The sequence below is a fragment of the Ensifer sp. ENS03 genome (genome assembly GCF_014852035.1).
In the GTDB taxonomy this organism is placed as follows: domain Bacteria; phylum Pseudomonadota; class Alphaproteobacteria; order Rhizobiales; family Rhizobiaceae; genus Ensifer; species Ensifer adhaerens.
Genome location: NZ_JACVAV010000001.1, coordinates 1 through 26,961 on the forward strand (window position 1 = coordinate 1; position 26,961 = coordinate 26,961).

General features: G+C 62.7%; 27 protein-coding genes and 1 tRNA gene. 20 read left to right on the plus strand and 8 right to left on the minus strand.

Features of this window, described 5'->3' with window-relative positions; all coding sequences use genetic code 11:
* Positions 1 to 8: 8 nt before the first annotated feature.
* Positions 9 to 85: transfer RNA gene (locus tag IB263_RS00005), tRNA-Met, on the plus strand.
* A gap of 89 nt (positions 86 to 174) precedes the next feature.
* On the opposite strand, the gene IB263_RS00010 is transcribed toward IB263_RS00005, so the two are convergent.
* Entirely contained in the window at positions 175 to 906 is a 732-nt protein-coding gene (locus IB263_RS00010; RefSeq protein ID WP_192437305.1) for an alpha/beta fold hydrolase, read from the minus strand.
* A gap of 211 nt (positions 907 to 1,117) precedes the next feature.
* On the opposite strand from IB263_RS00010, the gene IB263_RS00015 reads away from it, so the two are divergent.
* The 9 genes from IB263_RS00015 (at position 1,118) to deoA (ending at position 12,044) form a co-directional block, all read left to right on the plus strand.
* On the plus strand, positions 1,118 to 1,825 hold the full coding sequence (locus IB263_RS00015; protein WP_192437307.1) for a lysoplasmalogenase: 708 nt from the start codon (positions 1,118 to 1,120) through the stop codon (positions 1,823 to 1,825).
* Positions 1,815 to 3,227 carry a coniferyl aldehyde dehydrogenase gene (locus IB263_RS00020; protein WP_371814041.1) on the plus strand — a complete coding sequence of 471 codons (1,413 nt, stop codon included), beginning with the start codon at positions 1,815 to 1,817 and terminating at the stop codon, positions 3,225 to 3,227. The genes IB263_RS00015 and IB263_RS00020 overlap by 11 nt, the downstream gene beginning before the upstream one ends.
* Before the next feature lie 95 nt (positions 3,228 to 3,322).
* The gene (locus IB263_RS00025) at positions 3,323 to 5,641 is read left to right on the plus strand and encodes a heavy metal translocating P-type ATPase (protein ID WP_192437311.1); all 2,319 of its coding nucleotides are present in this window, start codon (positions 3,323 to 3,325) and stop codon (positions 5,639 to 5,641) included.
* 248 nt (positions 5,642 to 5,889) lie between these two features.
* The gene (locus IB263_RS00030) at positions 5,890 to 7,425 is read left to right on the plus strand and encodes an ABC transporter ATP-binding protein (protein ID WP_034805126.1); all 1,536 of its coding nucleotides are present in this window, start codon (positions 5,890 to 5,892) and stop codon (positions 7,423 to 7,425) included.
* Positions 7,422 to 8,555: an ABC transporter permease gene (locus IB263_RS00035; RefSeq protein WP_034805123.1), complete on the plus strand. Its 1,134-nt coding sequence runs from the start codon at positions 7,422 to 7,424 to the stop codon at positions 8,553 to 8,555. Before IB263_RS00030 ends, IB263_RS00035 begins: the two co-directional genes overlap by 4 nt.
* 4 nt (positions 8,556 to 8,559) lie before the next feature.
* Positions 8,560 to 9,531, plus strand: a complete 972-nt coding sequence (locus tag IB263_RS00040) for an ABC transporter permease (protein ID WP_043622808.1) — start codon at positions 8,560 to 8,562, stop codon at positions 9,529 to 9,531.
* A gap of 4 nt (positions 9,532 to 9,535) precedes the next feature.
* The gene (locus tag IB263_RS00045; RefSeq protein ID WP_034805117.1) at positions 9,536 to 9,928 is read left to right on the plus strand and encodes a cytidine deaminase; all 393 of its coding nucleotides are present in this window, start codon (positions 9,536 to 9,538) and stop codon (positions 9,926 to 9,928) included.
* On the plus strand, positions 9,925 to 10,731 hold the full coding sequence (locus IB263_RS00050) for a purine-nucleoside phosphorylase (RefSeq protein ID WP_060580511.1): 807 nt from the start codon (positions 9,925 to 9,927) through the stop codon (positions 10,729 to 10,731). Before IB263_RS00045 ends, IB263_RS00050 begins: the two co-directional genes overlap by 4 nt.
* Positions 10,728 to 12,044, plus strand: coding sequence for a thymidine phosphorylase (deoA, locus tag IB263_RS00055; RefSeq protein ID WP_192437313.1), 1,317 nt, complete (start codon positions 10,728 to 10,730; stop codon positions 12,042 to 12,044). The genes IB263_RS00050 and deoA overlap by 4 nt, the downstream gene beginning before the upstream one ends.
* Here deoA and IB263_RS00060 read toward each other — a convergent pair.
* From IB263_RS00060 to IB263_RS00090, 7 genes are all read right to left on the minus strand, one after another.
* Positions 12,037 to 12,564 carry a TIGR02281 family clan AA aspartic protease gene (locus tag IB263_RS00060; protein ID WP_034805316.1) on the minus strand — a complete coding sequence of 176 codons (528 nt, stop codon included), beginning with the start codon at positions 12,562 to 12,564 and terminating at the stop codon, positions 12,037 to 12,039. The two genes, deoA and IB263_RS00060, sit on opposite strands and share 8 nt — an antisense overlap.
* 128 nt (positions 12,565 to 12,692) lie before the next feature.
* Positions 12,693 to 13,322 (minus strand): uracil phosphoribosyltransferase, encoded by a 630-nt coding sequence (gene upp / locus IB263_RS00065; RefSeq protein ID WP_034805105.1) that lies wholly within the window; start codon positions 13,320 to 13,322, stop codon positions 12,693 to 12,695.
* 117 nt (positions 13,323 to 13,439) lie between these two features.
* Positions 13,440 to 14,408, minus strand: coding sequence for an adenosine deaminase (locus IB263_RS00070; protein ID WP_090296100.1), 969 nt, complete (start codon positions 14,406 to 14,408; stop codon positions 13,440 to 13,442).
* The gene (locus tag IB263_RS00075) at positions 14,405 to 15,625 is read right to left on the minus strand and encodes a phosphopentomutase (RefSeq protein WP_192437316.1); all 1,221 of its coding nucleotides are present in this window, start codon (positions 15,623 to 15,625) and stop codon (positions 14,405 to 14,407) included. The genes IB263_RS00070 and IB263_RS00075 overlap by 4 nt, the downstream gene beginning before the upstream one ends.
* Positions 15,626 to 15,766: 141 nt before the next feature.
* A complete protein-coding gene (locus IB263_RS00080) occupies positions 15,767 to 16,354 on the minus strand; it encodes a TadE/TadG family type IV pilus assembly protein (protein ID WP_113554105.1) in 588 nt (195 codons plus the stop codon).
* A gap of 11 nt (positions 16,355 to 16,365) precedes the next feature.
* Positions 16,366 to 17,004, minus strand: a complete 639-nt coding sequence (locus IB263_RS00085; protein WP_192437318.1) for a TadE/TadG family type IV pilus assembly protein — start codon at positions 17,002 to 17,004, stop codon at positions 16,366 to 16,368.
* Positions 17,005 to 17,120: 116 nt separating this feature from the next.
* Positions 17,121 to 17,534 carry a pilus assembly protein N-terminal domain-containing protein gene (locus IB263_RS00090; protein WP_060519409.1) on the minus strand — a complete coding sequence of 138 codons (414 nt, stop codon included), beginning with the start codon at positions 17,532 to 17,534 and terminating at the stop codon, positions 17,121 to 17,123.
* Between the two features lie 257 nt (positions 17,535 to 17,791).
* Here IB263_RS00090 and IB263_RS00095 point away from each other — a divergent pair, with 257 nt between their 5' ends.
* From IB263_RS00095 to IB263_RS00140, 10 genes are all read left to right on the plus strand, one after another.
* The gene (locus IB263_RS00095) at positions 17,792 to 17,977 is read left to right on the plus strand and encodes a Flp family type IVb pilin (protein ID WP_034805075.1); all 186 of its coding nucleotides are present in this window, start codon (positions 17,792 to 17,794) and stop codon (positions 17,975 to 17,977) included.
* A gap of 28 nt (positions 17,978 to 18,005) precedes the next feature.
* The gene (locus tag IB263_RS00100) at positions 18,006 to 18,191 is read left to right on the plus strand and encodes a Flp family type IVb pilin (RefSeq protein WP_034805073.1); all 186 of its coding nucleotides are present in this window, start codon (positions 18,006 to 18,008) and stop codon (positions 18,189 to 18,191) included.
* A gap of 114 nt (positions 18,192 to 18,305) precedes the next feature.
* Positions 18,306 to 18,818 carry a prepilin peptidase gene (locus tag IB263_RS00105; protein WP_089043059.1) on the plus strand — a complete coding sequence of 171 codons (513 nt, stop codon included), beginning with the start codon at positions 18,306 to 18,308 and terminating at the stop codon, positions 18,816 to 18,818.
* Between the two features lie 121 nt (positions 18,819 to 18,939).
* On the plus strand, positions 18,940 to 19,749 hold the full coding sequence (gene cpaB, locus IB263_RS00110) for a Flp pilus assembly protein CpaB (RefSeq protein WP_034805067.1): 810 nt from the start codon (positions 18,940 to 18,942) through the stop codon (positions 19,747 to 19,749).
* Positions 19,746 to 21,323 (plus strand): type II and III secretion system protein family protein, encoded by a 1,578-nt coding sequence (locus IB263_RS00115; RefSeq protein WP_192437321.1) that lies wholly within the window; start codon positions 19,746 to 19,748, stop codon positions 21,321 to 21,323. The genes cpaB and IB263_RS00115 overlap by 4 nt, the downstream gene beginning before the upstream one ends.
* Before the next feature lie 92 nt (positions 21,324 to 21,415).
* Entirely contained in the window at positions 21,416 to 22,075 is a 660-nt protein-coding gene (locus tag IB263_RS00120) for a CpaD family pilus assembly protein (RefSeq protein ID WP_034805061.1), read from the plus strand.
* Positions 22,076 to 22,093: 18 nt separating this feature from the next.
* A complete protein-coding gene (locus tag IB263_RS00125; protein WP_060519415.1) occupies positions 22,094 to 23,380 on the plus strand; it encodes a CpaE family protein in 1,287 nt (428 codons plus the stop codon).
* Between the two features lie 17 nt (positions 23,381 to 23,397).
* The gene (locus tag IB263_RS00130) at positions 23,398 to 24,864 is read left to right on the plus strand and encodes a CpaF family protein (RefSeq protein WP_162727380.1); all 1,467 of its coding nucleotides are present in this window, start codon (positions 23,398 to 23,400) and stop codon (positions 24,862 to 24,864) included.
* Positions 24,865 to 24,872: 8 nt separating this feature from the next.
* A complete protein-coding gene (locus tag IB263_RS00135; RefSeq protein ID WP_192437323.1) occupies positions 24,873 to 25,883 on the plus strand; it encodes a type II secretion system F family protein in 1,011 nt (336 codons plus the stop codon).
* Positions 25,884 to 25,892: 9 nt separating this feature from the next.
* On the plus strand, positions 25,893 to 26,879 hold the full coding sequence (locus tag IB263_RS00140) for a type II secretion system F family protein (RefSeq protein WP_034805049.1): 987 nt from the start codon (positions 25,893 to 25,895) through the stop codon (positions 26,877 to 26,879).
* Positions 26,880 to 26,961: the final 82 nt, after the last annotated feature.

A 26,961-nucleotide genomic window follows, 5' to 3' on the forward strand; every position in this document is an offset into this window, starting at 1 on the left:
GCGCTGGACGCGGGGTGGAGCAGCCCGGTAGCTCGTCAGGCTCATAACCTGAAGGCCGCAGGTTCAAATCCTGCCCCCGCAACCAAATCAAAAAAAGCCCGCATGGAGAAATCCAGCGGGCTTTTTGACGTTTAAACCGCAGGGAAAAGACCCAGACGGGCGCAGGCGGGCAGATCAGGCAACGGCCAAAGAGCCGATCAGACCCGTAAGGATCGCGTTCAGCGCAAACGCACGCTCCAGTGGGACATAATGGCCGCAAGCCGGGAGGACGTGCAAACGGCCGTCGATCGCGGCGGCGGCCTGCAAGGCGCCCGCCCTTGGCCCCGGAGCGACGTCGTCCGCTCCGGACACGATCGTGATCGGCCCTGGAAACGTCGAGAGGCAGTGATCCCGGCTCGGTCGCGTATGAAACACGGTAACGCCCCTTGCTATCTCCGCCGCCGAGGATCGTAACGCCATTTCTTTCGCCCGGTTGACAGTCGCCGCACCGGTGGCGCGGGAAAACAGCGGCGCCCAATAGGATTCCCAGGCAGCTTCCGGGCCTTCCTCGTCAATCAGCCTGAGCGCAGAGGCATGGAAAGTCGGATCGGGATGATGCCTGGCCTTCGTGCCGATCAGCACCAGCGCCGAGACCCGTTGCGGTGCGATGGTCGCGACCTCGAGCGCGCATGATCCGCCGACGGAACAGCCGACCACGATGATATTGTCGCCCTTCAGCGGTTCGAGTGCGGCCCGCGCCCATGCGTCAATCGTCTCTCCCGAAGAATAGAGGGTCGGAGCATGGGTTGCGTCTGGCAGCAGATGCATCTGCTCCGCCCACATGGAACCGTCGAGCGGCAATGCGTGCAGCAGCAAGAGTTCGGGGGCCGATCTTGGCTGCGGTCCGTTGGCGGAATGGGCGATCATGGAACGCACTATGAGCCAGCCGCCGGCGAAAGGGCAATCCTGCGGCGCTTCGGACGGTTCACCAGCGGAGCGATGTCCGCAATAGTCCGTCAGGAGTGTAGTGTTGCTCGATATGCCCGCGCGCGCCCGCTGGACAATCGCGCAAAAATAGAAACTATCGCCGTGACCGGAACAGAGTCGAAACGCGGCCTTAGGGCGGGAGTGGCGCGACATGAGTTATCAGGGAACCTTGGACGTTCACCGAAGCCGGCCCGTCCACGTGCTCTTTTTCGTCTGCGCCGCTTTGGCGATCCTCGGCAGCCTGCTTGCCGCCCCCGACGATTCTCCCTGGCGCTGGCTGCATTATCTGGCGAAGCCGACGGCGACGCTGCTGCTTCTCGTCGTGGTGTTGCGAACGATCTCTGAAACACCCAGCGCCTATGCCTGGGCCGTTGCTATCGGTCTCGTCTTCGCGGCGGCCGGCGATGTCTTTCTTATGCTGCCGGGTGATTATTTCCTGGCAGGCCTCGTTTGCTTTCTGCTGACCCATTGCACCTATATTTACGCACTCACCCGTGATGCCAAGTTTGCCGAAAGCAAAGGCATCTTCGCGGCCTTTGCCCTCGTTGCGCTCGCCGTTGTCGGTGGGCTCTGGACCTCGCTTCCTGACGAAATGCGCATTCCCGTCATCATCTACGCCCTGGCGCTTGGAGCAATGGCGGCTCAGGCCATTTCCCGCGCCCGACAGCTTTCGGGAACGCCCCGGGCAACGGCGGCACGGCTCGCCGCCTATGGCGGCCTGTTGTTCCTGATCAGTGACAGCATACTCGCCTATGGCCGCTTCCGCTTCGCGATCCCCTTCAACGCGCTCTGGGTGCTTGGCACCTACTACGCAGCCCAATGGTTCTTTGCCCGCTCGACCGATGACCATAGCCACTGACAACCCCGCAGGTCTCCATGCCACTTTCGACGGGCTACGCACGACCTGGCGCGACAACCGGCCGTCCGTCGAACAACGCCGTGCGGACCTGAGCCGGCTCAGGGATCGCCTGCGCGCCCGCATGGAGGAGATGTGCGAGGCGATCGAAGAGGATTTTGGTCATCGCGCCCGGCATGAGACGTTGCTTGGCGAAGGGGGTGTCGTACTCTCGGAGATCGACCACACGCTGGCGAAGCTCAAACACTGGGTTCGGCCGGAACGACGCAAGGCCGGTTGGAAGCTATGGCCGGCGAAGGCCGAAGTGCGCTTCGTGCCGCTCGGTGTCGTCGGTATCATTTCGCCGTGGAACTACCCGGTCAACCTGGCGCTTGCCCCCTTGGTGGCGGCGATCGCGGCCGGTAACCACGTGTACCTGAAGCCGTCCGAACACACGCCGCGCACCGCGGAATTCCTTCGCTCGCTGCTTGCCGAAGTCTTTCCCGAGACACGGGTGGCTGTTGCCCTGGGGGCCGCCGAGCTTTCGGCAGCCTTCTCCGCCCTTCCCTTCGATCACTTGTTCTTCACCGGCTCGACCGCCGTCGGCCGCAAGGTGATGGCGGCGGCCGCGCAGAACCTGACACCTGTCACGCTGGAGCTCGGCGGCAAATCGCCGGCGATCGTCGGCGAAGCCGCAGACCTCGCCAAGGCTGCTGCGCGCATCGCGACCGGAAAGTTCTTCAACGCCGGGCAGACCTGTATCGCGCCCGACTATGTGCTGATCCATGAGAGCAGGCGGGATGCTTTCGTGGAGCAGCTCAAACGGGAGGCTGTGGCGCGCTATCGGTCGAAGCGTGGTCTCGACGATTACACGTTGATCATCAACGACGCCCAGTACGAGCGCCTGAAGCGGCTCATTGCGGATGCCGAGGCGCGCGGTCATCCGGTGGTTTCCCTTCTCGAAGGGGCAGCAGACGCGATAGCGCGGGAACGCGTCCTGCTGCCGACGCTCGTGCTTGATCCGGACCACGACAGCGCCGTCATGGGCGAGGAGATTTTTGGGCCCATCCTTCCCATCGTCAGTTACGCTTCCATCGACGAAGCCATCGCCTATGCGCGCGATCGCGACCGCCCGTTGGCACTTTATTGCTTCAGTCGCGATAACGTTGAAATCGAGGCCGTCCTGTCACGCATCGTCGCCGGCGGGGTCTGCGTCAACGACACGCTCTACCAGTTCGGCTGCAACGACCTGCCTTTCGGCGGCGTCGGCGCCAGCGGCATGGGCCACTATCACGGGCGCGACGGGTTCCTGACCTTCTCCAAGGCGATGCCGGTGCTGAGGAAACTCGATCCGGCGCCGAGCGACCTGGTGAAACCGCCCTATCGGGGCATTGCCGACTGGGTCATCCGCTTCCTGTCGCGATAATTCGCCAAAAAATCTGCAATCACGCAGCAATTTGGCCTTGTAGCTCTAGTTGCTAGAGGTCGTAGCCTTGCTTCAGAATTTGCAAGGAGCAGGTTATGGCGAGCACTATTCGGGAAGCCCGTTATCGCGTCGAGGGCATGGATTGCGCGTCCTGCGCGTCCAAGATCGATACGGCGGTGCGCCGGCTGTCGGGCGTCGAGGACGTATCGGTCTCTGTGTCGGCGGGCACCATGTCGGTCAAGTTTGCCGACGAAAACGATCTTGCGACGTCGATTGTGAGCAGGGTCGGAAAGCTCGGCTATCGTTTGCATCCGATCCAGGCAGGCCAGGCGTCGGAGCGGAAAGCGGCGCATGTCTGCTCCGGACACGATCATGACCATAACCACGACCACGATCACGGCGATCACAGTCATGACCATGACCATGACCATGATCATGGTCATCGACACGATGAGCACGCCCATCATCACGAGGGTAACGCCAGCCAGAAGGGCGAGACAGCCGCGGCAGCGATGGGCCTTCACGGTCATGACCACGGCCCGACGAGCGGCCCCTGGTGGAAGTCGGGCAAGGGCAAGCTGACGATTGCCAGCGGCCTGGCGCTGATTGCCGCCTATGCGGTCGGCAAGACGATCCCGGCGACCGAGCCCTGGATCTTTACCCTCGCCATGCTCGTCGGCCTGTTGCCGATTGCGCGGCGCGCCTTTGTCGCTGCGACCATGGGCACGCCGTTTTCGATCGAGATGCTGATGACGATCGCCGCGATCGGCGCGGTCTTCATCGGCGCGACGGAAGAGGCGGCAATGGTCGTCCTGCTCTTCCTGGTCGGTGAACTGCTGGAGGGCGTGGCCGCCGGCAAGGCGCGCGCCAGCATCCAGTCGCTGACGGCGCTCGTTCCGAAATCCGCCTTCGTCGAGCGCGATGGGCGGCTGGATGAGGTTCCGGCCGAAACGCTGAGCGTGGGCGCCGTCATTCTCGTTCGCCCCGGCGACCGCATTCCGGCTGACGGAGTCATTCTCTCCGGCGAAAGTGCCGTCGACGAAGCGCCGGTTACCGGCGAGAGCACGCCGGTGCGCAAGGAAGTCGATGACACCGTGGTTGCGGGCACCGTCAATGGCTCCGGCGCGCTGCGCGTGCGGGTCACGGCCGCCGCTGCCGACAACACCATTGCGCGCATCGTCCGCATGGTGGAGGAAGCCCAGGAAAGCAAGGCGCCGACCGAGCGCTTTATCGACCGCTTCTCGCGCTACTATACGCCGGGTGTCGTCGTCGTCGCGGCGCTTGTGGCGGTGCTGCCGCCGCTTCTCTCCGGCGGCTCCTGGGACGAGTGGATCTACAAGGGTCTTGCCATCCTTCTGATCGGCTGCCCCTGCGCGCTGGTCATCTCGACACCGGCAGCGATCGCCGCCAGCCTTTCGGCCGGCGCCCGTCGCGGTTTGCTGATGAAGGGCGGCGCTGTGCTTGAGAATGTCGGCAAGGTCACGGCCGCCGCCTTCGACAAGACCGGAACGCTGACCGAAGGCAAGCCGAAGGTGACGGACATCGTCGGCTTCGGCCGGACGGAGGCGGAGGTCCTGCGTCTTGCCGCAGCACTGGAGCAGGGATCGAGCCACCCGCTTGCCCGGGCCATTCTGGAGCGCAGCACGGCTGATGGCGTTGCGATCCCCAATATCGCCACTGTGAATGCGGTGGGCGGCAAGGGGCTGGAAGGCACCGTCGAAGGCATCGCGCTGTTCTTCGGTTCGCCGAAGGCCGCAGCCGAGCGGACGCCGATGACGGCCGACGAAAAGGCGCGCGTCGCCGCTCTCAACGATGAGGGCAAAACCGTTTCTGTGCTGGTCGCCGGTGGCGTGATGGCCGGTGCCATTGCCATGCGTGACGAGCCTCGGCCGGATGCGGCCGCGGGTGTGAAGGCGCTCACGGACGCCGGCCTCCGCGTCGTCATGCTGACGGGCGACAACCGCCGCACGGCCGAAGCGATCGGCCGCCAGTTCGGCATGGAGGTCCGTGCGGAACTCCTGCCCGAGGACAAGCAACGTATCGTGCGCGAACTGAAGGCGGAAGGCTTCAACGTCGCCAAGATCGGTGACGGCATCAACGACGCGCCGGCGCTGGCCGCGGCCGACATCGGCATCGCCATGGGCGGCGGCACCGATGTGGCGCTGGAAACGGCGGACGCGGCGGTGTTGCACGGCCGTGTCGGCGACGTTGCGGCGATGATCCGGCTCTCCCGCTCGACGATGCGCAACATCGTTCAGAACATCACGATTGCGCTTGGCCTGAAGGCGGTCTTCCTGGTGACGACGATCATCGGCGTTACCGGCCTTTGGCCGGCGATCCTCGCCGACACCGGTGCGACCGTTCTCGTCACGATGAATGCCCTCAGGCTGCTTCGGCCCGTACGAGCCGTCTGAGAACCACCAAATAATCCCAATATGAAGGACCGGCGGCACCCGTTGTCGCCGGTTTTTCGCGTCCAAGTGCCTGTGTATATTCACGCTGGACTCTCACCAGCGATCTGATGAGAGTATAAGGAGATCACGGTTGAGGGCTTTCGCCCCGAAAAATCGATGATAAACTTAGACCAAATGGTAAAAAAATCGCCGGCACGGTTTCTGGGAAGAATGCCGAAGCGGGCCAGTTTGGGGATCGCAAGGCCAATATGGACAATATTGCCATCGAACTGCGTGGGATCGACAAGAGTTTCGGTCCGGTCCACGCCAACAAGAACATCAATCTAAAAGTCCGCAAAGGGACGATCCACGGCATCATCGGCGAAAACGGTGCGGGAAAATCGACCCTGATGTCGATCCTCTACGGCTTCTATCAGGCCGATAGCGGTGAAATCCTCGTCGACGGAAAACCCGTCGCGATCCGCGATCCGAATGCGGCGATCGCCGCCGGCATCGGCATGGTCCACCAGCATTTCATGCTGGTCGAGAACTTCACGGTGCTCGAAAACATCATGCTCGGCGCCGAGGACAGCCAGATCCTCAACAAAGGTATTGCCAAGGCGCGCGTCGAGCTGAAGCGGCTGGAGCGCGAATATGCGCTAGAAGTCGATCCGGATGCCGTCATCGAGGAACTGCCCGTTGGCCTGCAGCAGCGCGTCGAGATCCTGAAAGCACTTTATCGCCGGGCCGATATCCTGATCCTCGACGAGCCGACCGGCGTCTTGACGCCGGCTGAGGCCGACCATCTCTTCCGGGTGCTCGAACAGCTGAAGAACCAGGGCAAGACCGTCATCCTCATCACCCACAAGCTGCGCGAGATCATGGCGATCACCGACGAGGTGTCGGTCATGCGCCGCGGCGAGATGGTAGCAACGCGCACGACGGCTGAAACCTCGGTCGAAGAGCTTGCCGAACTCATGGTCGGGCGTCGCGTCTTGCTGCGTGTCGAAAAGGGCGAGGCCAAGCCCGGCGAGGTGAAGCTCGCGGTCGAGGGGCTGACGGTCAAGGACGGCCGCGGTGTCACCATGGTTGACAACGTCTCCTTCAACCTGAGGGCGGGTGAGATCGTCGGCATTGCCGGAGTTGCCGGCAACGGCCAATCCGAGCTGCTCGAAGCGATTTCGGGCATTCGTCGCGCCGTGTCGGGCTCCGTGCTTCTCAACGGTAAGCCCATCGACGTTACCGGCCGCGCCGACCCCTCCGAACTGCGCAATCGTGGTCTCGCCCACGTGCCGGAAGACCGCCACCATGTCGGTCTCGTGCTGAAGTTCGAGGAATGCGAAAACGCGATCCTCGGCTATCATCACGACAAGCGTTACCTCAACGGCGTCTTCCTGAACGTCGATGCGATCCGCAAGGACGCAGAGCAGCGCATCGCCGAATACGATATCCGCCCGCCGAATCCGCGGCTGAAGACCGCCAATTTCTCCGGCGGCAACCAGCAGAAGATCGTGCTGGCGCGTGAAATGGAGCGCGGGCCCGATGTGCTGATCATCGGCCAGCCGACGCGCGGCGTCGATGTCGGCGCCATCGAATTCATCCATAGACGGATCATCGAGATGCGCGACCAGGGCATGGCTGTCCTGTTGGTCTCCGTCGAACTCGATGAAATCCGCGCCCTGTCGGACCGTATCCTCGTCATGTTTGCCGGCCGTGTCGTCGGCGAGCGCGATCCGGATGCGACCGAGGGCGAACTCGGCCTGCTGATGGCCGGCGTTGAAGGCCGCAAGGAGGCCGCAGAATGAGCACCCCCTATGCTAAGCTTCCGGGTTGGGTCGAATACGGCCTCGTCCCGCTGGTCAACCTCGCTGTTGCCTTCCTCGTCGCCGGTCTCGTCGTGTTGCTCGTCGGTGAAAATCCGTTGGAAGCGGCCTATCACCTGATCAACGGCGCCTTCGGCCGCGGCGAATATCTCGGCTTCACGTTGTACTACGCCACCACCTTCATCTTCACCGGTCTTGCCGTCGCAGTCGCCTTCCATGCCGGCCTCTTCAACATCGGCGGCGAAGGCCAGGCCTATGTCGGCGGTATCGGCGTGGCGCTTGCCTGCCTCTGGCTCGACCAGACGATGCCGTGGTTCGTGGTGTTCCCGCTGGCGATCCTCGGGTCCGCCTTCTTCGGCGCCGCCTGGGCCTTCCTGCCCGGCTGGCTGCAGGCCAAGCGCGGCAGCCACATCGTCATCACGACGATCATGTTCAACTTCATCGCCTCGAGCCTGATGGTCTACCTGTTGACGCGCGTGCTGAAGCCGCTCGGATCGATGTCGCCGCAGACGCGCACCTTCGCCGAAGGCGGGCAACTGCCCAAGCTCGATTGGCTGCTCGCGATCTTCGGGCTGGATATCGGCACGGCGCCGTTCAACGTCTCGTTCCTGCTGGCGCTCGTCGCGGCCTTCTGCGTCTGGCTTCTGATCTGGCGCACCAAGCTCGGCTATGAAATGCGCACCATGGGCCACAGCCCTTCGGCCGCGCGCTACGCCGGCATGAGTGAAAGCCGCATCACCGTCATCACCATGATGATATCCGGTGCGCTTGCCGGCATGATGGCGCTCAATCCGATCATGGGCGAGCAGGGGCGCATGCAGCTCGACTTCGTGCAGGGCGCAGGCTTCGTCGGCATCGCCGTGGCGCTGATGGGCCGCTCGCATCCGGCCGGCATCATCCCGGCCGCCATTCTCTTCGGCATGCTTTACCAGGGCGGAGCCGAAATCTCCTTCGAAATGCCGTCGATCTCGCGCGACATGATCGTGATCATCCAGGGTCTCGTCATTCTCTTTGCCGGTGCACTCGAAAACATGTTCAGGCCGGCGATCGCCCGGCTGTTTGCGATGCAGAGCCGCCGTGCGGCCGTCGTGGCACAGACCAAGGGAGCTTGAAGCCATGGATTTCTTCCACGTCATCGTGGTGCTCCTCGAGTCCACCATCCGCGTATCCGTCCCGCTGATCTTCGCAGCGCTGGCAGGGCTGTTCACCGAGCGCGCCGGCATCTTCGACATCGGCCTTGAAGGCAAGATGCTTGGTGCTGCCTTTGCCGCCGGCGCTGTTGCGGCCGTCACCCAGTCGGTCTGGATGGGGCTGCTCGCCGCCATCCTGATCTCGATCGCGCTGTCGCTGGTGCACGGCTATGCGTCGATCACCCAGCGCGGCAACCAGATCGTCTCGGGTGTCGCGATCAACTTCATCGTCGCCGGCTCGACCGTCATCCTTGGCGAGGCGTGGTTCCGCCAGGGCGGCCGCACGCCGGCACTCGGCGAAGGTGCGCGCTTCCAGACGATCACCTTCCCCTATGCCGACAGCATCCGCGAAATCCCGATCCTCGGTCCGATCTATTCGGACCTGCTTTCCGGGCATTTCATCCTGACCTATGTCGCCTTTGCCATGGTTCCGATCAGCTGGTGGATCCTCTACCGCACCCGCTTCGGCCTGCGGCTGCGCGCCGTCGGCGAGAACCCGGGCGCGGTCGACACAGCCGGTATTTCGGTGATCTGGATGCGCTATCGCGCCGTCATCTGCTGCGGCATTCTCTGCGGCTTTGCAGGTGCCTATCTGTCGCTGGCCATGACCGCCGGCTTCGTCAAGGGAATGACCGCCGGTAAGGGTTATATCGCGTTGGCAGCGTTGATCTTCGCCAAGTGGCGGCCATTCAACATCATGCTCGCCTGCCTGCTTTTCGGCTTCCTCGATGCGCTCGCCATCCGCCTGCAGGGCAATCCGCTGCCGCTGATCGGCCAGGTGCCGGTGCAGCTGATGCAGGCGCTGCCCTATATCCTCACCGTAATCCTGCTTGCCGGTTTCATCGGCAAGGCCATTCCGCCGAAGGCCGGCGGCGTCCCCTATGTCAAGGAGCGCTAGAACCATGGAAAAGGAACTGTTCGAAGCCGCGCGTGACGCAATGGCCAAGGCGCATGCGCCCTACTCGAAGTTTCCGGTCGGCGCGGCGATCCGCGCCGAGGACGGCAAGATCTATACCGGCGCCAACATCGAGAACCTGTCCTTCCCCGAGGGCTGGTGCGCCGAAACCACCGCGATCAGCCATATGGTCATGGCCGGCCAGCGCAAGATCATGGAAGTCGCCGTCATTGCCGAGAAGCTGGCGCTCTGCCCGCCCTGCGGCGGCTGCCGCCAGCGGCTGGCGGAGTTCTCCGGCGCCAGCACGCGTATCTTCCTGTGCGACGAGACCGGCGTGAAAAAGACCCTGGCACTGTCGGACCTGCTGCCGCACAGCTTCGAGACCGAGATTCTCGGATGACCGCGGCCGCTGAACTGTTGAAGGCCAGGCTCGGGGGCCTCTCTCCACGCTATGGCATCGTGCTCGGCTCTGGCCTCGGTTCTCTGGTCGAGGCTTTGGACGAGACGTTGCGCCTCTCCTACGCCGAAATCCCGGGCTTCCCGGTCAGCAGCGTCTCCGGCCATGCCGGCGAACTTGTGGCCGGAACGCTCTCGGGCGTGCCTGTTGTCATGCTGTCTGGTCGGGTCCACTACTACGAGCAGGGCGACGCCAATGCGATGCGCGTCCCGCTCGAAACCCTGAGGGCGCTCGGCATCGAATGCCTGGTGCTGACCAATTCCGCCGGATCGCTGCGGGACGATCTGCCGCCGGGATCGGTGATGCGGATATCCGACCACATCAACTATTCGGGCTTCAACCCGCTGATCGGCGTCGACAGCGACGATCGCTTCGTCGGCATGACCAATGCCTATGATGCCGAGCTTGCGGAAAGAATGCAGGAGAGCGCCGAGCGCCTCGGCATTCCGCTTCTCGCCGGCGTCTACATGTGGTTCTCCGGACCGAGCTTCGAAACGCCGGCGGAGATCCGCATGGCGCGCATCCTTGGCGCCGATGCGGTCGGCATGTCCACGGTTCCGGAAGTCATCCTCGCGCGCTTCTTCGGCCTCCGCGTCGTTGCCGCCTCTGTGATCACCAATTTCGGCGCCGGCATGACCGGTGGCGAGATCAGCCATCACGAGACGAAGGACATGGCGCCGATCGGCGGCAAGCGGCTTGCCGCGATCCTCGCCGACATGATCGCGGCCGACGCGGTGTGCGGGTGACGATGCTTCCGCAGGAAACCATCAGGCGCAAACGCAACGGCGAGCACCTCGCCCCGGCCGAGATCGCGGATTTCGTTCGCGGCCTGTCGGATGGTTCGATCTCCGAAGGGCAGGTCGCCGCCTTCGCCATGGCGATCTGGTTCTCCGGCATGAGCCGCGAGGAGACCGTCGCGCTGACATTGGCGATGCGCGATAGCGGCGAAACACTCGACTGGAGCGCCATTGAACGACCCATTGCCGACAAACATTCGACCGGCGGTGTCGGCGACAACGTCTCGCTGATGCTGGCGCCGATCGTTGCCGCCTGCGGGCTCGCCGTGCCGATGATATCAGGGCGCGGCCTCGGGCACACCGGCGGCACGCTCGACAAGCTCGAATCCATACCCGGCTATGATATCCAGCCGTCGGCGAGTGTCTTCCGCAGGACGGTCGACGAGATCGGTTGCGCCATCATCGGCCAGACCGCTAATCTCGCGCCTGCCGACAAGCGCCTCTATGCGATCCGCGATGTCACTGCGACCGTCGATTCGGTACCGCTGATCACGGCCTCGATTCTGTCGAAGAAGCTCGCGGCCGGCCTTCAGTCGCTGGTGCTGGACGTCAAGCTCGGCAACGGCTCCTTCATGAGCGATGCGTGTGAGGCCGAAATCCTGGCGCGCTCGTTGGTCGACGTTGCCAATGGCGCCGGCGTTCGAACCTCCGCACTCCTGACCGACATGAACGAGCCCCTGGCAGACGCGGCCGGCAATGCACTGGAGATCGACAATTGCCTGGCTTTCCTTCGAGGCGAGAAGAAGGGAACGCGGCTTGAAACGGTCGTGCTCGCCTTTGCCGCCGAAATGTTGGTGGCCGGCGGCGTTGCCGGCGATGCCGAACAGGGTGAAGCCCAGGCGCGCAAAGTGCTTGGCAGCGGAGCGGCACTGGAACGGTTCGGGAAGATGGTACATGCGCTGGGTGGCCCGGCGGATTTCATCGAGCGCTCGGTCGCCTATCTCGGACGTGCGCCGGTCATTCTGCCGGTCGAAGCCGAGCAGTCCGGCTATCTCGCCGCCTGTGAGACGCGGGAACTGGGCATGGCCGTCATCGCGCTCGGCGGCGGGCGTTCGCATCCAGACGACAGGATCGATCACCGCGTCGGTTTCGATGCGCTGAAGCCGCTTGGAACGCGGGTCGAGAAGGGCGATCTCATCGCCTTCGTTCACGCGGCAGACCAGCAGGCGGCGGAAGCGGCCCGGCGACGCCTTTTGGCACTCTACACGATCGATGAGGTCGAGCCGGAGACGAGGTCCCCGATCCTCGCGAAAATCACCTGACCAGATGCAGGTCGCCGTCCTCGACACGGAAAGAGGACAGCCGGTTCAGGAAGGTCATGCCGATCAGAGTCCCCGAGAGCGCCTTGTCCGGAAGCACCAGCGCCTGAACGTCGCGCACCGATATGCCGCCGATCTCGATTCGGCTGAGGACCACCGGCGCTGCCCCGACGATGCCATTGGCCGTGTTGACACGTGCCGCGGCGAAGTCGAGCGTGTTCGCCGAAATCCCGAGCCGCCTTGCGGTTGAAAAGTTGATAGTGATCGCACTGGCGCCGGTATCGACCAGTCCGCGTTCCGTTCGCCCATTGATGCGGAAGGTGCCAATGAAGTGCCCTCTGTCGTCGGCGTCGAGCACGACGCTGCGCCCCATCGCGTATTTCGCGGTGGTCGTCGGCGGGGCTGCAGCTACCTGAGTGACCTTCCCGTTGTCTGGGTGGGACAGAAACCTGGTCGCAAGGTTCGGGACCACGATGGCCGCGACTGCCGCAGCGCCGGCCAATGTCAGCAGACGGACCAGCATGGACATCACCTCTCAATCGAACTTATGCTCGTGCAAGTAGAGCCGATGATGCCTAAGACGACATAAAAAAACCGCCGGGATCCGACGGTTTTCTCATAGATTTCAGATCCTGGTTAAGGATCTGAAAATCACTTGGTGCCGTACATGCGGTCGCCGGCGTCACCCAGACCGGGCATGATGTAGCCGAGTTCGTTCAGGTGGCTGTCGATCGAGGCGGTGAAGATCGGCACGTCCGGGTGCGCGCTCTGGAAATTGCGGATGCCTTCAGGAGCGGCGAGCAGGCAGAGGAAGCGCATGTTCTTGGCGCCGCGCTCCTTCAGCTTGTCGATCGCCGCGATCGAGGAATTGCCGGTGGCAAGCATCGGATCGACGACGATGATCAGACGCTCTGACAGGCTCTCCGGTGCCTTGAAGTAGTATTCCACCGCCTCCAGCGTCTCATGGTCGCGATAGACGCCGATATGGGAGACGCGGGCCGAAGGCACCAGTTCGAGCATGCCTTCCAGCAGCCCGTTGCCGGCGCGTAGGATCGAGGCGAAGACAAGCTTCTTGCCTTCGAGGACCGGCGAGTCGATTTCCTGCAGCGGCGTTTCGATGCGCTCCATCGTCAGCTCGAGATCGCGCGTCACCTCGTAGCAGAGCAGCGTCGAGATCTCACGGAGAAGCCGGCGGAAACCCGCAGTCGAGGTCTCCTTCTTGCGCATGATGGTCAGCTTGTGCTGCACAAGCGGATGATCGATCACTGTAACGCCGTTCATGGCTCACCTTTCCGGATTTTTTGTATCCGTCCTTTTTCCATGGAATGCGCCGTCGCCGCAAGGGTATTGGCCGACCGGAGACCGTCATCCCCAGCCGGCAAATCGCGACCTGTACCCCTAGATCCGCGTCAGCAACCGCTGGCGCGTCGCCTCGTCGACAAAGGCGGCTTCGATCGCGGTCCTGGTCATGCCGTTGATCTCATCGTCGCTGAAGCCCATCACCGCGGAGGCGATGTCGTATTCCTGGGCGAGCGAAGTGTGGAAGAACGGTGGGTCGTCGGAATTGAGCGTGACGCGCACGCCGGCCTCGTGCAGGGCCCGCAGCGGATGCGACGCGAAATCGGGGAAGACCTGAAGCGAGATGTTGGAGCCGGGGCAGACCTCGAGCACCACGCCCTCATCGGCGAGGCGCCGCACCAGATCCGCGTCTTCGATCGCCCGCACACCGTGGCTGATGCGCGACGGGCGCACGTGGTCGAGCGCGTCGCGAACGCTGAAGGCGCCCGAGAGTTCGCCCGCATGGATCGTCAGCCCGAGGCCGGCATCGCGTACGATATCGAAGGCGCGAGCGAAGTCGGCGACCTTGTGCATGCGCTCTTCGCCGGCAAGGTTGAAGCCGGTGACGAGCTTGTGTTCGCGCCTGGCGGCGAATTCGGCCGTCTTGATCACCGATTCCGGGCCGAGATGGCGGATGCCCGTGATCAGCATGCGCGATTCGATCCCGGTCTTCTGCCGGGCCGCTTCCATGCCGGCGGCAAGACCTTCGAGATAGGCGTGGGCACCCAGGCCGATCGTGTTGCCGTGGTCGGGCGAAACGATGATTTCGCTGTAGATCGTTCCGGCTTCGGCAAGTTCGGTCAGATAGGCTTCCGCGAGCAGCGCGTAGTCTTCCTCGGTCTTAAACAGCGAGGCGATGGCGTCGTAGCATTTCACGAAGCTGGTGAAGTCTTCCCAGACATAGGCCTTGTCGCGGATGATTGCGCTGGTGTCGACGCCATATTTCTCGGCCTGGGCCAAAGCCAGTTCGGGCGGCGTCGCACCCTCGATGTGGCAATGCAGTTCCGCCTTCTTCAGATGTGCGGTCAAATGAGGCTTCTCCCATGGTGGCCCGGCGCGATGCCGAGATGCTTGGCGACGGTTTCGCCGATATGCGTGAAGGTATTGGCAATGCCAAGCGAGCGGCTGCGCAGGGACGGCCCGAACATCAGCACCGGCACGCGCTCGCGCGTATGGTCGGTACCGCGCCAGGTCGGGTCGCAGCCATGGTCGGCCGTCAGGATGACGATGTCGCCCGGCTGCAGGCGCCGGTCGAGATCGGGCAGGCGCGCGTCGAAGGCCTCGAGGGCAGCCGCATAGCCGGCAACGTCGCGACGATGCCCGTAGAGCATGTCGAAATCGACGAAGTTGGTGAAGACCAGGCTTCCGTCCTCGGCCTCGTCTATGGCTGCAATGCTGGCATCGAAGAGCGCCATGTTGCCATCGGCCTTGGTCAGCTTGGTCACGCCCTGATGCGCGAAGATGTCGCCGATCTTCCCGATAGCGTGAACCGAGCGCTCGGCCTCCACCAGCCGGTCGAGGATCGTCGGCTCCGGCGGCAGCACCGAAAAGTCGCGCCGGTTGCCGGTGCGTACAAAAGTCTGCGGGCTCGTGCCGACGAAGGGGCGGGCGATGACGCGGCCGATATTGTAGTGGTCGAGCAGGCGGCGAACGATCTGGCAAAGCTCGAGCAGGCGGTCGAGGCCAAAACTCTGCTCGTGCGCTGCGATCTGGAAGACCGAGTCCGACGAAGTGTAGCAGATCGGCTTGCCACTGCGCATGTGCTCCTCCCCGTGGCGGACGATGATGTCGGTGCCGGAGGCGTGGCAGTTGCCGAGAATGCCGGGAATGTTGGCCTCGCGGCAGATCGCTTCGACGAGCTCCGGCGGAAAGGCGTCGCCTTCGGCGGAGAAGTAGCCCCAGTCGAACATGACGGGTGTCCCGGCGATTTCCCAATGACCGGAGGGCGTGTCCTTGCCGCGCGATACTTCGCTCGCCGCGCCATAGGCGCCATAGACACGATTGGGCACCGGCATGCCCTGGGGAATGGTGCCGGTCGCAAGCTTTGCCGCGTGGATCAGACCAAGCGCGGACATGTTCGGCAGGCTGAGCGGCCCCTCGCGTAATCCGGGCCGGTCGGCAGCGCCGATAGCGCAGAACTCGGCGATATGGCCAAGCGTGTTGGCACCGAGATCGCCGAAGGCTTCGGCGTCCGGCGCTCCGCCTATGCCAAAGGAATCGAGAACGAATAGAAAGGCACGCGCCATGATGCACCTGACAGCGGGCGCGCGGCGACCGCGGCCCGAAACCTCCGGAAAAGCGCAGGTACGCCCGCTAGGGCACCCGCGCAATCTTGAAGGGATAGCGCCGCTCGTTGCTCAATGCAATTGCGCCGCATGTCTGTCTGATCAGCAATCCGAGCATTTTATCGGCTGGGAGAGGCGTGCGTGGAAGTAGGCCGTCTTGGAGAGATCGATGGTCTTTGCCGTCGCCTGAAGGTTGGGCGCATAGAGCAGGAGTTCGTGCGGTACGGTCAGTTCCGTGCGAATGACGAAGGAGTTGGTCGCTGTGAACTGGGCGGGCAGGGAGACCTTGGTATTGACGGCATAGGGCGTGCCGCCTGCCTGATCGCGCGACCACAGGATCGTGCCCTCATTGGTGTTCGTGACCGCGATGCCGCTGATCTTCAGCGTGTAGTTGGCATTTCCGTAGGGCGCCAGGATGCTCTTTGCGATGTTCGGCACGTTGGCGAGGAAGGCCTTGTTGACCTCCGTCTGCTGCGCGACGACGTCGGCCGTAGCGCTTGCGGCGCGCGCGGTCTTGCCGGCAACGGTAAAACCGACCGAGAGTTCGAAGGCGCCGAGATAGGCCATCACCAGCAGCGGGGCGACGATCGCGAATTCGACCGCACCGACGCCGCTTCTGTCGCGCCGCAGCGCGCCAAGTGTCTTGGTGATCGGCTTGAGGCGCAGGATTTCAAACGCGGAATACGGCATCGCGGGGCGCCTCACTCGCTCTCGTTTCGGAAGGTGGCGGTCGCCACCATGAGATAGTCCTTCGGCATGCTTGAGCCGGCGGGCCGCAGGTTGGTGATGAACGGCCTGACGAGGTCCGTGAAGACGCTCCAGCGATAATAGGCGCGAACCACGTTGAAGGAGCCGGGGCCGCCAGGGGCAAACTTGAAGCCGGTCGTGTCGATGTCGGTGGAATCGGCCTTCCGCGGGATCAGCACGGGAAACTTGCTGAGATCACTGACCGCCCTGACGTCCAGATAGAATTGCGAGGGTAGGCCGGCTTCAGTGGCCGAGCACTTCATCAGGACCGAGATCTCGTCGCAGAACGCCTGGCGGAACTGAGCCTCGCTCATGTCGGTCTGTTTTCCCTGCTGGAAGGTGATCTGACCGGTGCGGACCTTGCGCGCCATCGTCTCCGTCGCATTCGCCAGGAGCTGGTCGCCGTAGAAGGCGGCGAAGGTTTCGAGCGAGGCGAAGATCACCACGAAGAAGGGAAGCGCGAGAATGGCGAACTCGATACTCGTCGTGCCTTTGCGGTCGCGAAGGAAGCGGCTGAAAATGCCTTTTCGCCTTTTTTCGGTTCGCCTTTTTTCGGCCCCGCTCGGCCGCCATGTTGCCTGCTCGATGTTCATTGCGCCGTCCCATCATGTTACGCCAGACGGGCGGCAGATTATGGAGCAACCATTGATATTTCGTTCTCAGGGATGGTGCGCATTTTAACGAACCACGCGCTTCGAACCCATAAAAATCAATTGGTGCTACCTGTGGTTTTGCGTTCCGCGTGACGCTCGCAATTTGGTGTGCAGGAGAGCACGGTGCGGGACGTTTGTTTATAGACGCGCACGGTGTTGCCTTCGTCGATCGACACCAGGATCCGCTCGTCGACGATGGCGTTTCCGTCCTGATCGAGGATGACCAGGTTGGTGGTTCCGAAGTTGCGGCCGGTAATGACGATCGTACGGGCGTCCGCAACCGTCGCGTCCGCCACCTCGGCATTGCCGATGATGACCTTGCTGACCGGGCGATCGAGCTTCAATACGCGCGCATGATCCATATACACACGCATCATGTCGCTTTCGGCCGCGGCGGCAACCGAGGGGGCGAGGGCGGCGATCGCGTATGCGAAAATGGCGGCTCGGCCGGTCGCGAATGGCGTGGTCATGGCGGGTCCCTAGGTGGTGTTCACGCCATACTCACCGCTCTTGGTGAACGAACCGTTAAGTCGGTTCTATCGAGGCCTTGCGGAGGCTTCGCCGTTTTCTGTTCGTTTACCCAAAAATCAGGGATGCTTCGTTAACCTTCAGGTAACCGCCTTCTTTAAGTCGATGGCAATGCGCCAGGACTAGTTTGGGGTTCATCCGATCAACGGCAACAGTTGGCGGAAGTGCTGAACAACAAACGTGAAGTAGGAGAATCATCATGAAGAAGATTTTTGCCCGTCTGATGAAGGACGAGTCCGGCGCGACCGCCATCGAGTATGGCCTCATTGCCGCGCTCATCTCCGTTGCCCTGATCGCAGGCGCAACGACCCTCGGCAACTCGCTGAACAGCACGTTCAACGGCCTCGGCGGCAAGCTGACCAGCACCACGGCTGGCAAGCTCTAATCGGGAAAGCAAGCGAGGAGAAATTCGCATGACGAAGATTTTCCATCGCCTGCTTCGGGATGAAACCGGCGCGACTGCCATTGAATATGGCCTGATCGCGGCTCTCATTTCCGTCGCCCTGATTGCTGGTGCAAGCACGCTCGGGAACTCGCTAGATTCCACGTTCAACGGGATCGGTGGCAAGATCACGACGAGCACGTCCGGCAAGCTCTGACGAACAGGTTTCGCAAGAACCTGTAATGGAGCCGCCCCCAAAAGGCGGCTCTATTGTTATCTGGAAGCCAGCAGGCATCGCAGATTGTTTGCTCTCACTTCGGAGGCAGGAAGCATGATTGAAGCTGCCATATTCGTGGTCTTCCCTTTTTGCCTGGGATTTGCGGCGTTTTCCGACCTGCTGACGATGACGATCCCGAACCGTGTTTCGGTGATCCTGCTTGGTGCCTTCTTCCTGGTGGCGCCAATGTCCGGCTTGGGGCTCGCTGAGATCGGCCTGCATCTGCTCGCGGCCGCTGCAGTCTTTGCCGCATGTTTTGCCCTGTTTGCGACGAACGTGATGGGCGGCGGAGACGCGAAGCTCCTGACGGCCTGCGCCATCTGGTTCGGCCTGACGCCGTCGTTGACGGCCTTCCTGCTCTATGTCTCGATCTTCGGCGGCGTGCTGACGCTCGCAGTGCTTTTGTTGCGCCAGCAGGAGGATACGATCCTTGCGAGCGGCATTCCTTTCCCGCAGCTTTTGCTCACGGCCAAGAAAATTCCTTACGGGATCGCGATCGCGCTTGGGGGCTTTGCCGCCTATCCCTCGTCGCCGCTTATGGAGGCGGCCTTCGCGCGGCTCACTTGAGAGGCATTTGAGCTGACTGGTCAGCTTTTGTTAACTGCGCTCATAAGTAATCCGTTAACCATAATTACACCAATTCCTGATCAATCTGAGCCTGGCATTTTTTCGGGGCTCGGAAACAATCATGAAACCGGTTCGCATCATCATACTGGCAGTGGCCGTTCTCTCGGCTGCGATGGCCGGTCTTTTGGCGATGAGGCTGACGGGCGCGCCTGCGCCACAGATGGCTGAACCGGTCGTCGAGCGTGCCCCCACCGTCAATGTGCTTGTCGCCAGCAAGAGCCTGCCCGTCGGATCGCGACTGGGCGGCGACAGCATCCAATGGATGGCCTGGCCGAAGGACGGCGTGGTCGATGGCATCATTACCGAAGAAAATCAGCCGACCGCGATCGATGATCTGAGCGGTGCCGTCGTGCGTCTGCCGATCTTCAACGGCGAACCCGTGCGCCACGAAAAGGTGGCAGATTCGTCCAGCCGCATCATGTCGTCGCTGCTGCCGGCCGGCAAGCGCGCCGTTGCGACCGAAATCACGGTCGCAACCGGTGCCGGTGGCTTCATCCTGCCGAACGACCGCGTCGACGTGATCATGGTGCGCAAGGGTGATGGCGAACTCTACCTGACCGAAACCGTGCTCAGCAATGTGCGTGTGCTCGCGATCGACCAACAGGTCGAGGAAAAGGATGACGGCACCAAGGCGGTGGTTGGAACCACGGCCACGCTGGAACTTACGCCCGACCAGTCGAAAGTGATGACGGTCGCGCAGCAGATGGCGGAACGTATTTCGCTGGCGCTCCGAAGCGTCGCCGACGCGCAGGAGTCTGACACGGACGCCGCGGACTATCTGCTGAGCGGCGACGGCCAACCGAACATTCAGGTCATCAAGTCCGGCTCCATCGTCAAGGGCGATGGAACGGTCGGCCAGACGCAGCAATGACAGACACGAGCAGGAACAAGGTGAGAACGGGGCATAAGGTGAAACGGAGCGGAAACAAATTTCGGGCGTCTGTCGCAGCCGGCCTATCATTCTGCCTGGCGGTTACCGGCATGTATCTGCCGGCGCCGACGGAAGCTTTTGCCGGCGCGTCCTCGGTCGTCCGCATCGTCGAAAGCGGCCCCGGCGTGAAGAAGAAGGTCAGCCTCGGTCTGAACAAGGCCGTAGTCGTCGATTTGCCTGCAGACGCGCACGATATCCTCGTTGCCGACCCGTCTCTCGCCGACGCCGTGACCCGTACGTCGCGGCGCATCTACCTCTTCGGCAAGTCCGTCGGCCAGACCAACATCTTCGTCTTCGGTCCCAATGGCGAGGAGATCGTCTCCCTCGACATCGAGGTCGAGCGCGATGTCTCCAGCCTTCAGTCCAACCTGCGCCGCTTCATTCCGGACGCCGATATCAATGTCGAGATCGTCTCGGACAACATCGTGCTGACCGGCACCGTGCGCACACCGCTCGATTCCACCCGTGCCGTCGACCTTGCCAAGGCCTTCCTTCAGGGCGGTGAGGCGACCACGCGCAACATCACGGCCCAGGGCAACAATGGCGACGCCGATATTTTCGCCGAAGACCGGCAGGTGTCGCAGATCGTCAATCTCCTGACCATCGATGGCGACGATCAGGTCAATCTCAAGGTCACCGTGGCCGAGGTCAGCCGCCAGGTGCTGAAACAGCTCGGCTTCAACGGCCGTGTTGGCGACGGCGAAAGCGGGATTGCTTTCCGAAATCCGGCCAATCTCGGCGATGCGGTCGGCGTCGGCGTCAACGCGATCATCAACAAGACGGTCGGCGGCACGACGATTTCCAGCTACATCAACGCGATGGAACAGGCCGGCGTGATGCGGACGCTGGCCGAACCGAGCCTGACCGCGATTTCGGGACAGGAAGCGAAGTTCTATGTCGGCGGCGAGTTCCGCCTGCCGGGAACCCAGGAAGTCGCACCCGACGAAAAGACGGACAACCTCAAGGTCACGCGTGAGGTCAACGATGTCGAGTATGGTATCCGCCTGAATTTCAAGCCGGTTGTTCTTGGCCCGGGGCGTATCAGTCTGCAAATTGAGACCAATGTCTCCGAGCCGACCTACGAAGGGTCTGTCGTCACGGGCAACAGCTACAACACCGTTCCCGGCAACACCTTCCTCGGGATACGCAAGCGCGAGGCTTCGACCAGCGTCGAACTGCCGTCCGGCGGCTCGATCGTGATCGCGGGTCTCGTTCAGGACAACATTCGCCAGGCGATGTCCGGCCTGCCGGGCGCTTCGAAGATCCCGGTGCTGGGCACGCTGTTCCGCAGCAAGGACTTCGTGCGCAACGAGACCGAACTGGTCATCATCGCCACGCCTTATCTGGTCCGTCCGGTCGCCAGAAGTGCGATCTCCCGACCCGACGACAACTTCAATCCGGCCAACGATCTCGACAGCTACTTCCTCGGCCGCGTGAACCGCATTTACGGCCGGCCGGAAGCGGCCGCTCCGGCAGGCCGTTACCACGGCAACGTTGGCTTCATCTACAAATAGGCTGGGTCATGACGCTTCGAACCGATTTCCACGTGAATTCCGAAAGGCCGAACGCCATGTCCTCAGGTCCGTCCGGAACATTCATCCGTCGCATGAGCCGGGCAGCCGTCCTGGTGCTGGCCGGTGCCCTGCTTGCCGGTTGCGGCACGAGGGACAATCTCGCGACTGGCTCCATCCCCGATGACTACCGCACCCGGCATCCGATTGTGCTCGCCGAGGGGGAACGCGTCATCGACATCCCGATCGCCTCGGGCGATCGCCGTCTTACTCAGGGTACGCGCGATGTCGTCGCCGGTTTTGCGGCCGACTATCGCAACTCGGCAAGCGGCGTCGTGCAGATCATGATGCCGCGGGGCGCTGCCAACAGCCACGCCGCCCAGGCGATGCGCCGGGAAATCCGCGGCGTGCTGGTGAATGCAGGCGTACCGGCCAAGAGGTTGCTGGAGACGAGCTACGACGCCGGACCCTATGGCGACGCGGCCCCTATCCGTCTGAGCTATGTGGCGATCACGGCACAGACGGGACCTTGCGGCACCTGGCCGGAAGACCTGAACCTCAACACCTTGGAAAACAAGAACTATTACAACTTCGGTTGCGCCTCGCAATCGAACCTGGCGGCCCAGCTTGCCAACCCGACGGACCTCCTCGGTCCGCGTCAGATGTCGCCGATCGACGCCGAGCAACGCGGCCAGGTGATCACGGATTGGCGTGGAACCGAGAAGAAGGACGGCACGGTCATCACCTTCAACTGATATCGGCTGGATGAAAAGATGAGTACCATCGATTACAGGATCGAGACTGGCACCGAGGGGGACGACCCGTCCTTCGATGCGCGTATGAGCGATCTGGAGCAGGTTCGTCCGTTGCCGCGGATTTCGATCCACGCGTTTTGCGAAAGCAACGCGATGTTGCAGCTGATGGAGCGGTGCGGCCAGGATCGGCGCATGGCGAAGGTTAGCCTGCGCATCAACAGCGGCAGCATCGATGCCGCCGCCAACATGTTCGCGACCGTATCGACGCCCAACCTGATCATTCTCGAGACGGCGACGGAACCTCGGTCGCTGCTGACCGAACTGGCGCCGCTGGCGGAAGTCTGTGACCCCAGCACCAAGGTGATCCTCGTCGGCAAGCACAACGATATCGGGCTCTACCGCGAACTCATCCGCAACGGCATTTCCGAATACATGGTCGCGCCGGTCTCGATGCCGGACATTCTCACTGCCGTTTCGGCGATCTTCGTCGACCCGGATGCCGAGCCCTTGGGGCGAAGCATCGCCTTCATCGGTGCGAAGGGCGGTTGCGGATCGTCCGTGATCGCGCACAATTGCGCCTGGGGCATCTCCAGCCTGTTCTCGACCGAAACGATTCTCGCTGATCTCGACTTGCCCTATGGCACCGCCAACATCGATTTCGACCAGGATCCGCCGCAGGGCATCGCCGAGGCGGTCTTTGCGCCGGAGCGCCTGGACGAGGTATTTCTCGATCGTCTGCTGACCAAGTGCTCCGAGCACCTGTCGCTGCTTGCGGCACCTTCGATGCTCGACCGCGCTTATGACTTCGAGACCGGGGCTTTTCACCCGATCCTCGAGATCCTGCAGCGCAGCGCCCCCGTTTCCGTTCTCGACATTCCGCACCTGTGGACGGACTGGACACGGTCCGTGCTCGGCGAAGCCGACGAGGTGGTGATCACGGCGATCCCCGATCTTGCCAGCCTGCGCAACACCAAGAACCTGCTCGACGCCCTGAAGAGGCTGCGCCCCAACGACAAGGCGCCCCACCTGGTGCTGAACCAGGTCGGCATGCCGAAGCGGCCGGAGATTGCCGCCAACGAGTTCTGCGATTCGCTGGAAATCGAAGCCGCGGCCATCATTCCCTTCGACGCGGCTCTGTTTGGTAACGCTTCGAACAGCGGGCGGATGATCGCCGAAATCGACAAGAAAGCGCCGGCCGCTGAAACCTTCTCGCAGCTCGCACATCTTCTGACCGGCCGCGTGACGATGAAGAAGGCCCGGCGCGGCGGCCTCGGCAAGATGCTTGCAGCGCTCGGCAGGAAATAGGACGTAGGATTACGCAGATGTTTGGCAAGCGCGGAAACGAAGGCTTCGGCAAAGGCGGCGGCACCCCGGTTTCCGCCCCTCCGCCGATCGTGGCTGCGGTGCAAGCGCCGGTGGTCGAGCGCGCCGTGCCGGTTCTCGCTGATACGCCCTCCGCTGGTGCCAGGTCGCCGACGCCAGCCCCGCCGGCAAGACGGCGGCAGGCGCGGACGGAAGACTACTACGACACGAAATCGCAGGTCTTCTCCGCGCTGATCGACACGATCGATCTGTCGCAGCTCGCCAAGCTCGATACGGAGAGCGCGCGCGAGGAAATCCGCGATATCGTCAACGACATCATCACGATCAAGAACTTCGCGATGTCGATCTCCGAGCAGGAGGAACTGCTCGACGATATCTGCAACGACGTTCTGGGGTACGGTCCGCTCGAACCGCTGCTTGCCCGCGACGACATCGCCGACATCATGGTCAACGGTGCAGGCCAGACCTTCATCGAAGTCGCCGGTAAAGTGCAGGAATCGGAAATCCGCTTCCGCGACAACGCGCAGCTTCTTTCGATCTGCCAGCGCATCGTCGGCCAGGTCGGCCGCCGTGTCGACGAATCGAGCCCGATCTGCGACGCCCGCCTGCCGGACGGATCCCGCGTCAACGTTATTGCCCCACCGCTCGCCATCGACGGCACGGCGCTGACCATCCGCAAGTTCAAGAAGGACAAGCTGACGCTCGAGCAGCTGGTCCGCTTCGGCTCGATCACGCCAGAGGGCGCCGTTCTCCTGCAGATTATCGGTCGTGTCCGCTGCAACATCGTCATTTCGGGCGGCACGGGCTCGGGCAAGACGACGCTTCTCAATTGCCTGACACGCTATATCGACACGGACGAGCGGGTGATCACCTGCGAAGACACGGCCGAACTGCAATTGCAGCAGCCGCATGTCGTGCGCCTCGAAACCCGCCCACCGAATATCGAAGGCGAAGGCGAGATCACCATGCGCGATCTCATCAAGAACTGCCTGCGCATGCGCCCCGAACGCATCATCGTCGGCGAAGTGCGCGGCCCGGAAGTCTTCGACCTGTTGCAGGCGATGAACACCGGCCATGACGGCTCGATGGGAACCATCCACGCCAACACGCCGCGCGAATGCCTGAGCCGCATGGAATCTATGATCGCGCTTGGCGGTTATACGCTGCCGGCAAAGACCGTGCGCGAGATCATCGCCGGATCGGTGGACGTGATCATCCAGGCGTCCCGCCTTCGCGATGGTTCCCGCCGCATCACCCACATCACCGAGGTGGTGGGCATGGAAGGCGACGTAATCATCACCCAGGACCTGATGCGCTACGAGATCGATGGCGAAGACGCCGGCGGGCGGATCATCGGCCGCCACATGTCGACCGGCATCGGCCGGCCGCATTTCTGGGATCGTGCGCGCTACTTCAACGAGGACAAGCGACTGGCCGCGACCCTCGACGCGATGGACAAGGGCTAGGAGCTGCGATGTTCGGGATAGACATCACCGTTCTGGCGCTAGCGGCCCTCGTCGCCATATCGGCGGCGGCGCTTGCCTACGGCCTGCTGTTCTCGCGCATCGAAAGCGAAAAGAAGGCGGAAGGCCGCGTGCGCAAGATCAGCGCGGCGGAAACCGACCGCGCCAAGATGAAGGCCGCGCGCGACCGCGTGAGCGAACTGTCGAAACGGCGAAAATCCGTCCAGGATTCGCTGAAAGAATTGGAAAAGAAGCAGCAGGAACGCTCGGCAAAGACAGCGCCCTCGATGAAGGTGCGTCTCACCCAGGCGGACCTGTCGATCTCGATCGGGCGCTTTTATCTGTTCAGCGCGCTCTTCGGATTTTTTGCCTTTCTGATCATGCTGATGCTGGGGGCCGGGCTCGCCATTGCCGTCGGCTTCGGCCTGGTCGCCGGTCTCGGCCTGCCGCGCTGGTTCATCGGCTACCTGGTCAAGCGGCGCTGCAAGAAGTTCCTCGAGGAATTCCCGAATGCGCTCGAAGTCATGGTCCGCTCCATCAAGTCGGGCCTTCCCTTGAACGACGCACTACGTCTCATCGCCGCCGACGGCCAGGAGCCGGTCAAGACCGAGTTTCGCCGCGTGGTGGAATCCCAGCAGGTGGGCCTGAGCGTGACCGAAGCCTGCGCCCGTATGGTCAACAGCATTCCCCTGCCGGAGGTGAATTTCTTCGCCATCGTGATCGCCATTCAGGCGCAGGCGGGCGGCAATCTCTCGGAAGCCCTAGGCAACCTGTCGAAGGTCCTGCGCGAGCGCAGGAAGATGAGAGCGAAGGTCAGTGCCATGTCGATGGAAGCCAAGGCCTCGGCCTGCATCATCGGCGCCCTGCCGTTCATCGTCGCGCTTTTGGTCTACCTGACATCGCCCGCCTACATGATGGTGCTTTTCACCGACCCCCGCGGTCATCTGATCATCGGTGCCGGCCTGTTCTGGATGAGCATCGGCATTTGGGTGATGCGCAACATGATCAACTTCGACATCTGAGGGGCGTCGATGAGCACTGACCTGATCAAGACCCTGACCGATCCCAACGTCGTCGTCGCCATTCTGGTTTCGCTCGCCGTGCTCGCAACCTTCTATTCGCTGATCGTGCCGCTGTTCGATCGCGGCGATCTCGGCAAGCGGATGAAGTCCGTTGCGACCGAGCGCGAGCAGATCCGGGCGCGCGAACGCGCGCGGCTTGCCGCCGAGGTTCAAAACGGCCGGGCAAGCCTGCGCGGGCAGAACAACGCCTCCATCCGCCAGGTCGTCGAACGGCTCAACCTGCGCTCGGCGCTCGTCGACGATAATACCGTCAACCGGTTGAAAATGGCCGGCTTCCGTTCGCAGAACGCGCTCAACACCTTCCTGTTCGCGCGCTTCTGCCTGCCCTTCCTGTTTCTGCTCGTCGCGCTCGTCTATATCTTCGTACTCGGCAATTTTGCCGACAAGCCGCTGATGGTGCGGCTCTTCTTTGCGATCGGCTTTGCCTATCTTGGCTTTTATGCGCCGAACATCGTCGTGGCCAACGCCATCACCAAGCGCCAGGCGTCGATACGCCGGGCCTGGCCGGATGCGCTGGATCTCCTGCTGATCTGCGTCGAATCGGGCGTGTCGATGGAGCTCGGCATGCGTCGCGTCGCCGACGAGGTGGCATCGCAATCGCAGCAACTGGCGGAAGAGCTGGTGCTGACGACGGCGGAACTGTCGTTTCTGCCCGAGCGCCGGGTTGCACTTGAAAATCTCGGACAGCGCACCGGCCTCGACGAGGTGAAATCCGTGGTCCAGGCACTGATCCAGGCGGACCGCTACGGTACGCCGATCGCTCAGGCCCTGCGTGTGCTAGCGCAGGAAAGTCGCGACCAGCGCATGACGGCAGCCGAGAAGAAGGCGGCTGCACTGCCGCCGAAGCTGACTGTACCGATGATCCTGTTCTTCCTGCCGGTGCTGGTCGCCGTCATCCTTGGGCCGGCCGGCATCCAGGTCGCCGACAAGTTCTAGACAGCAGCGCCGGCATCGGCGCTCTACAATCATGGGTTCGAAGACTGCGTGCGCGGTGGCGGACAAAGGCATGCCGCGCGAA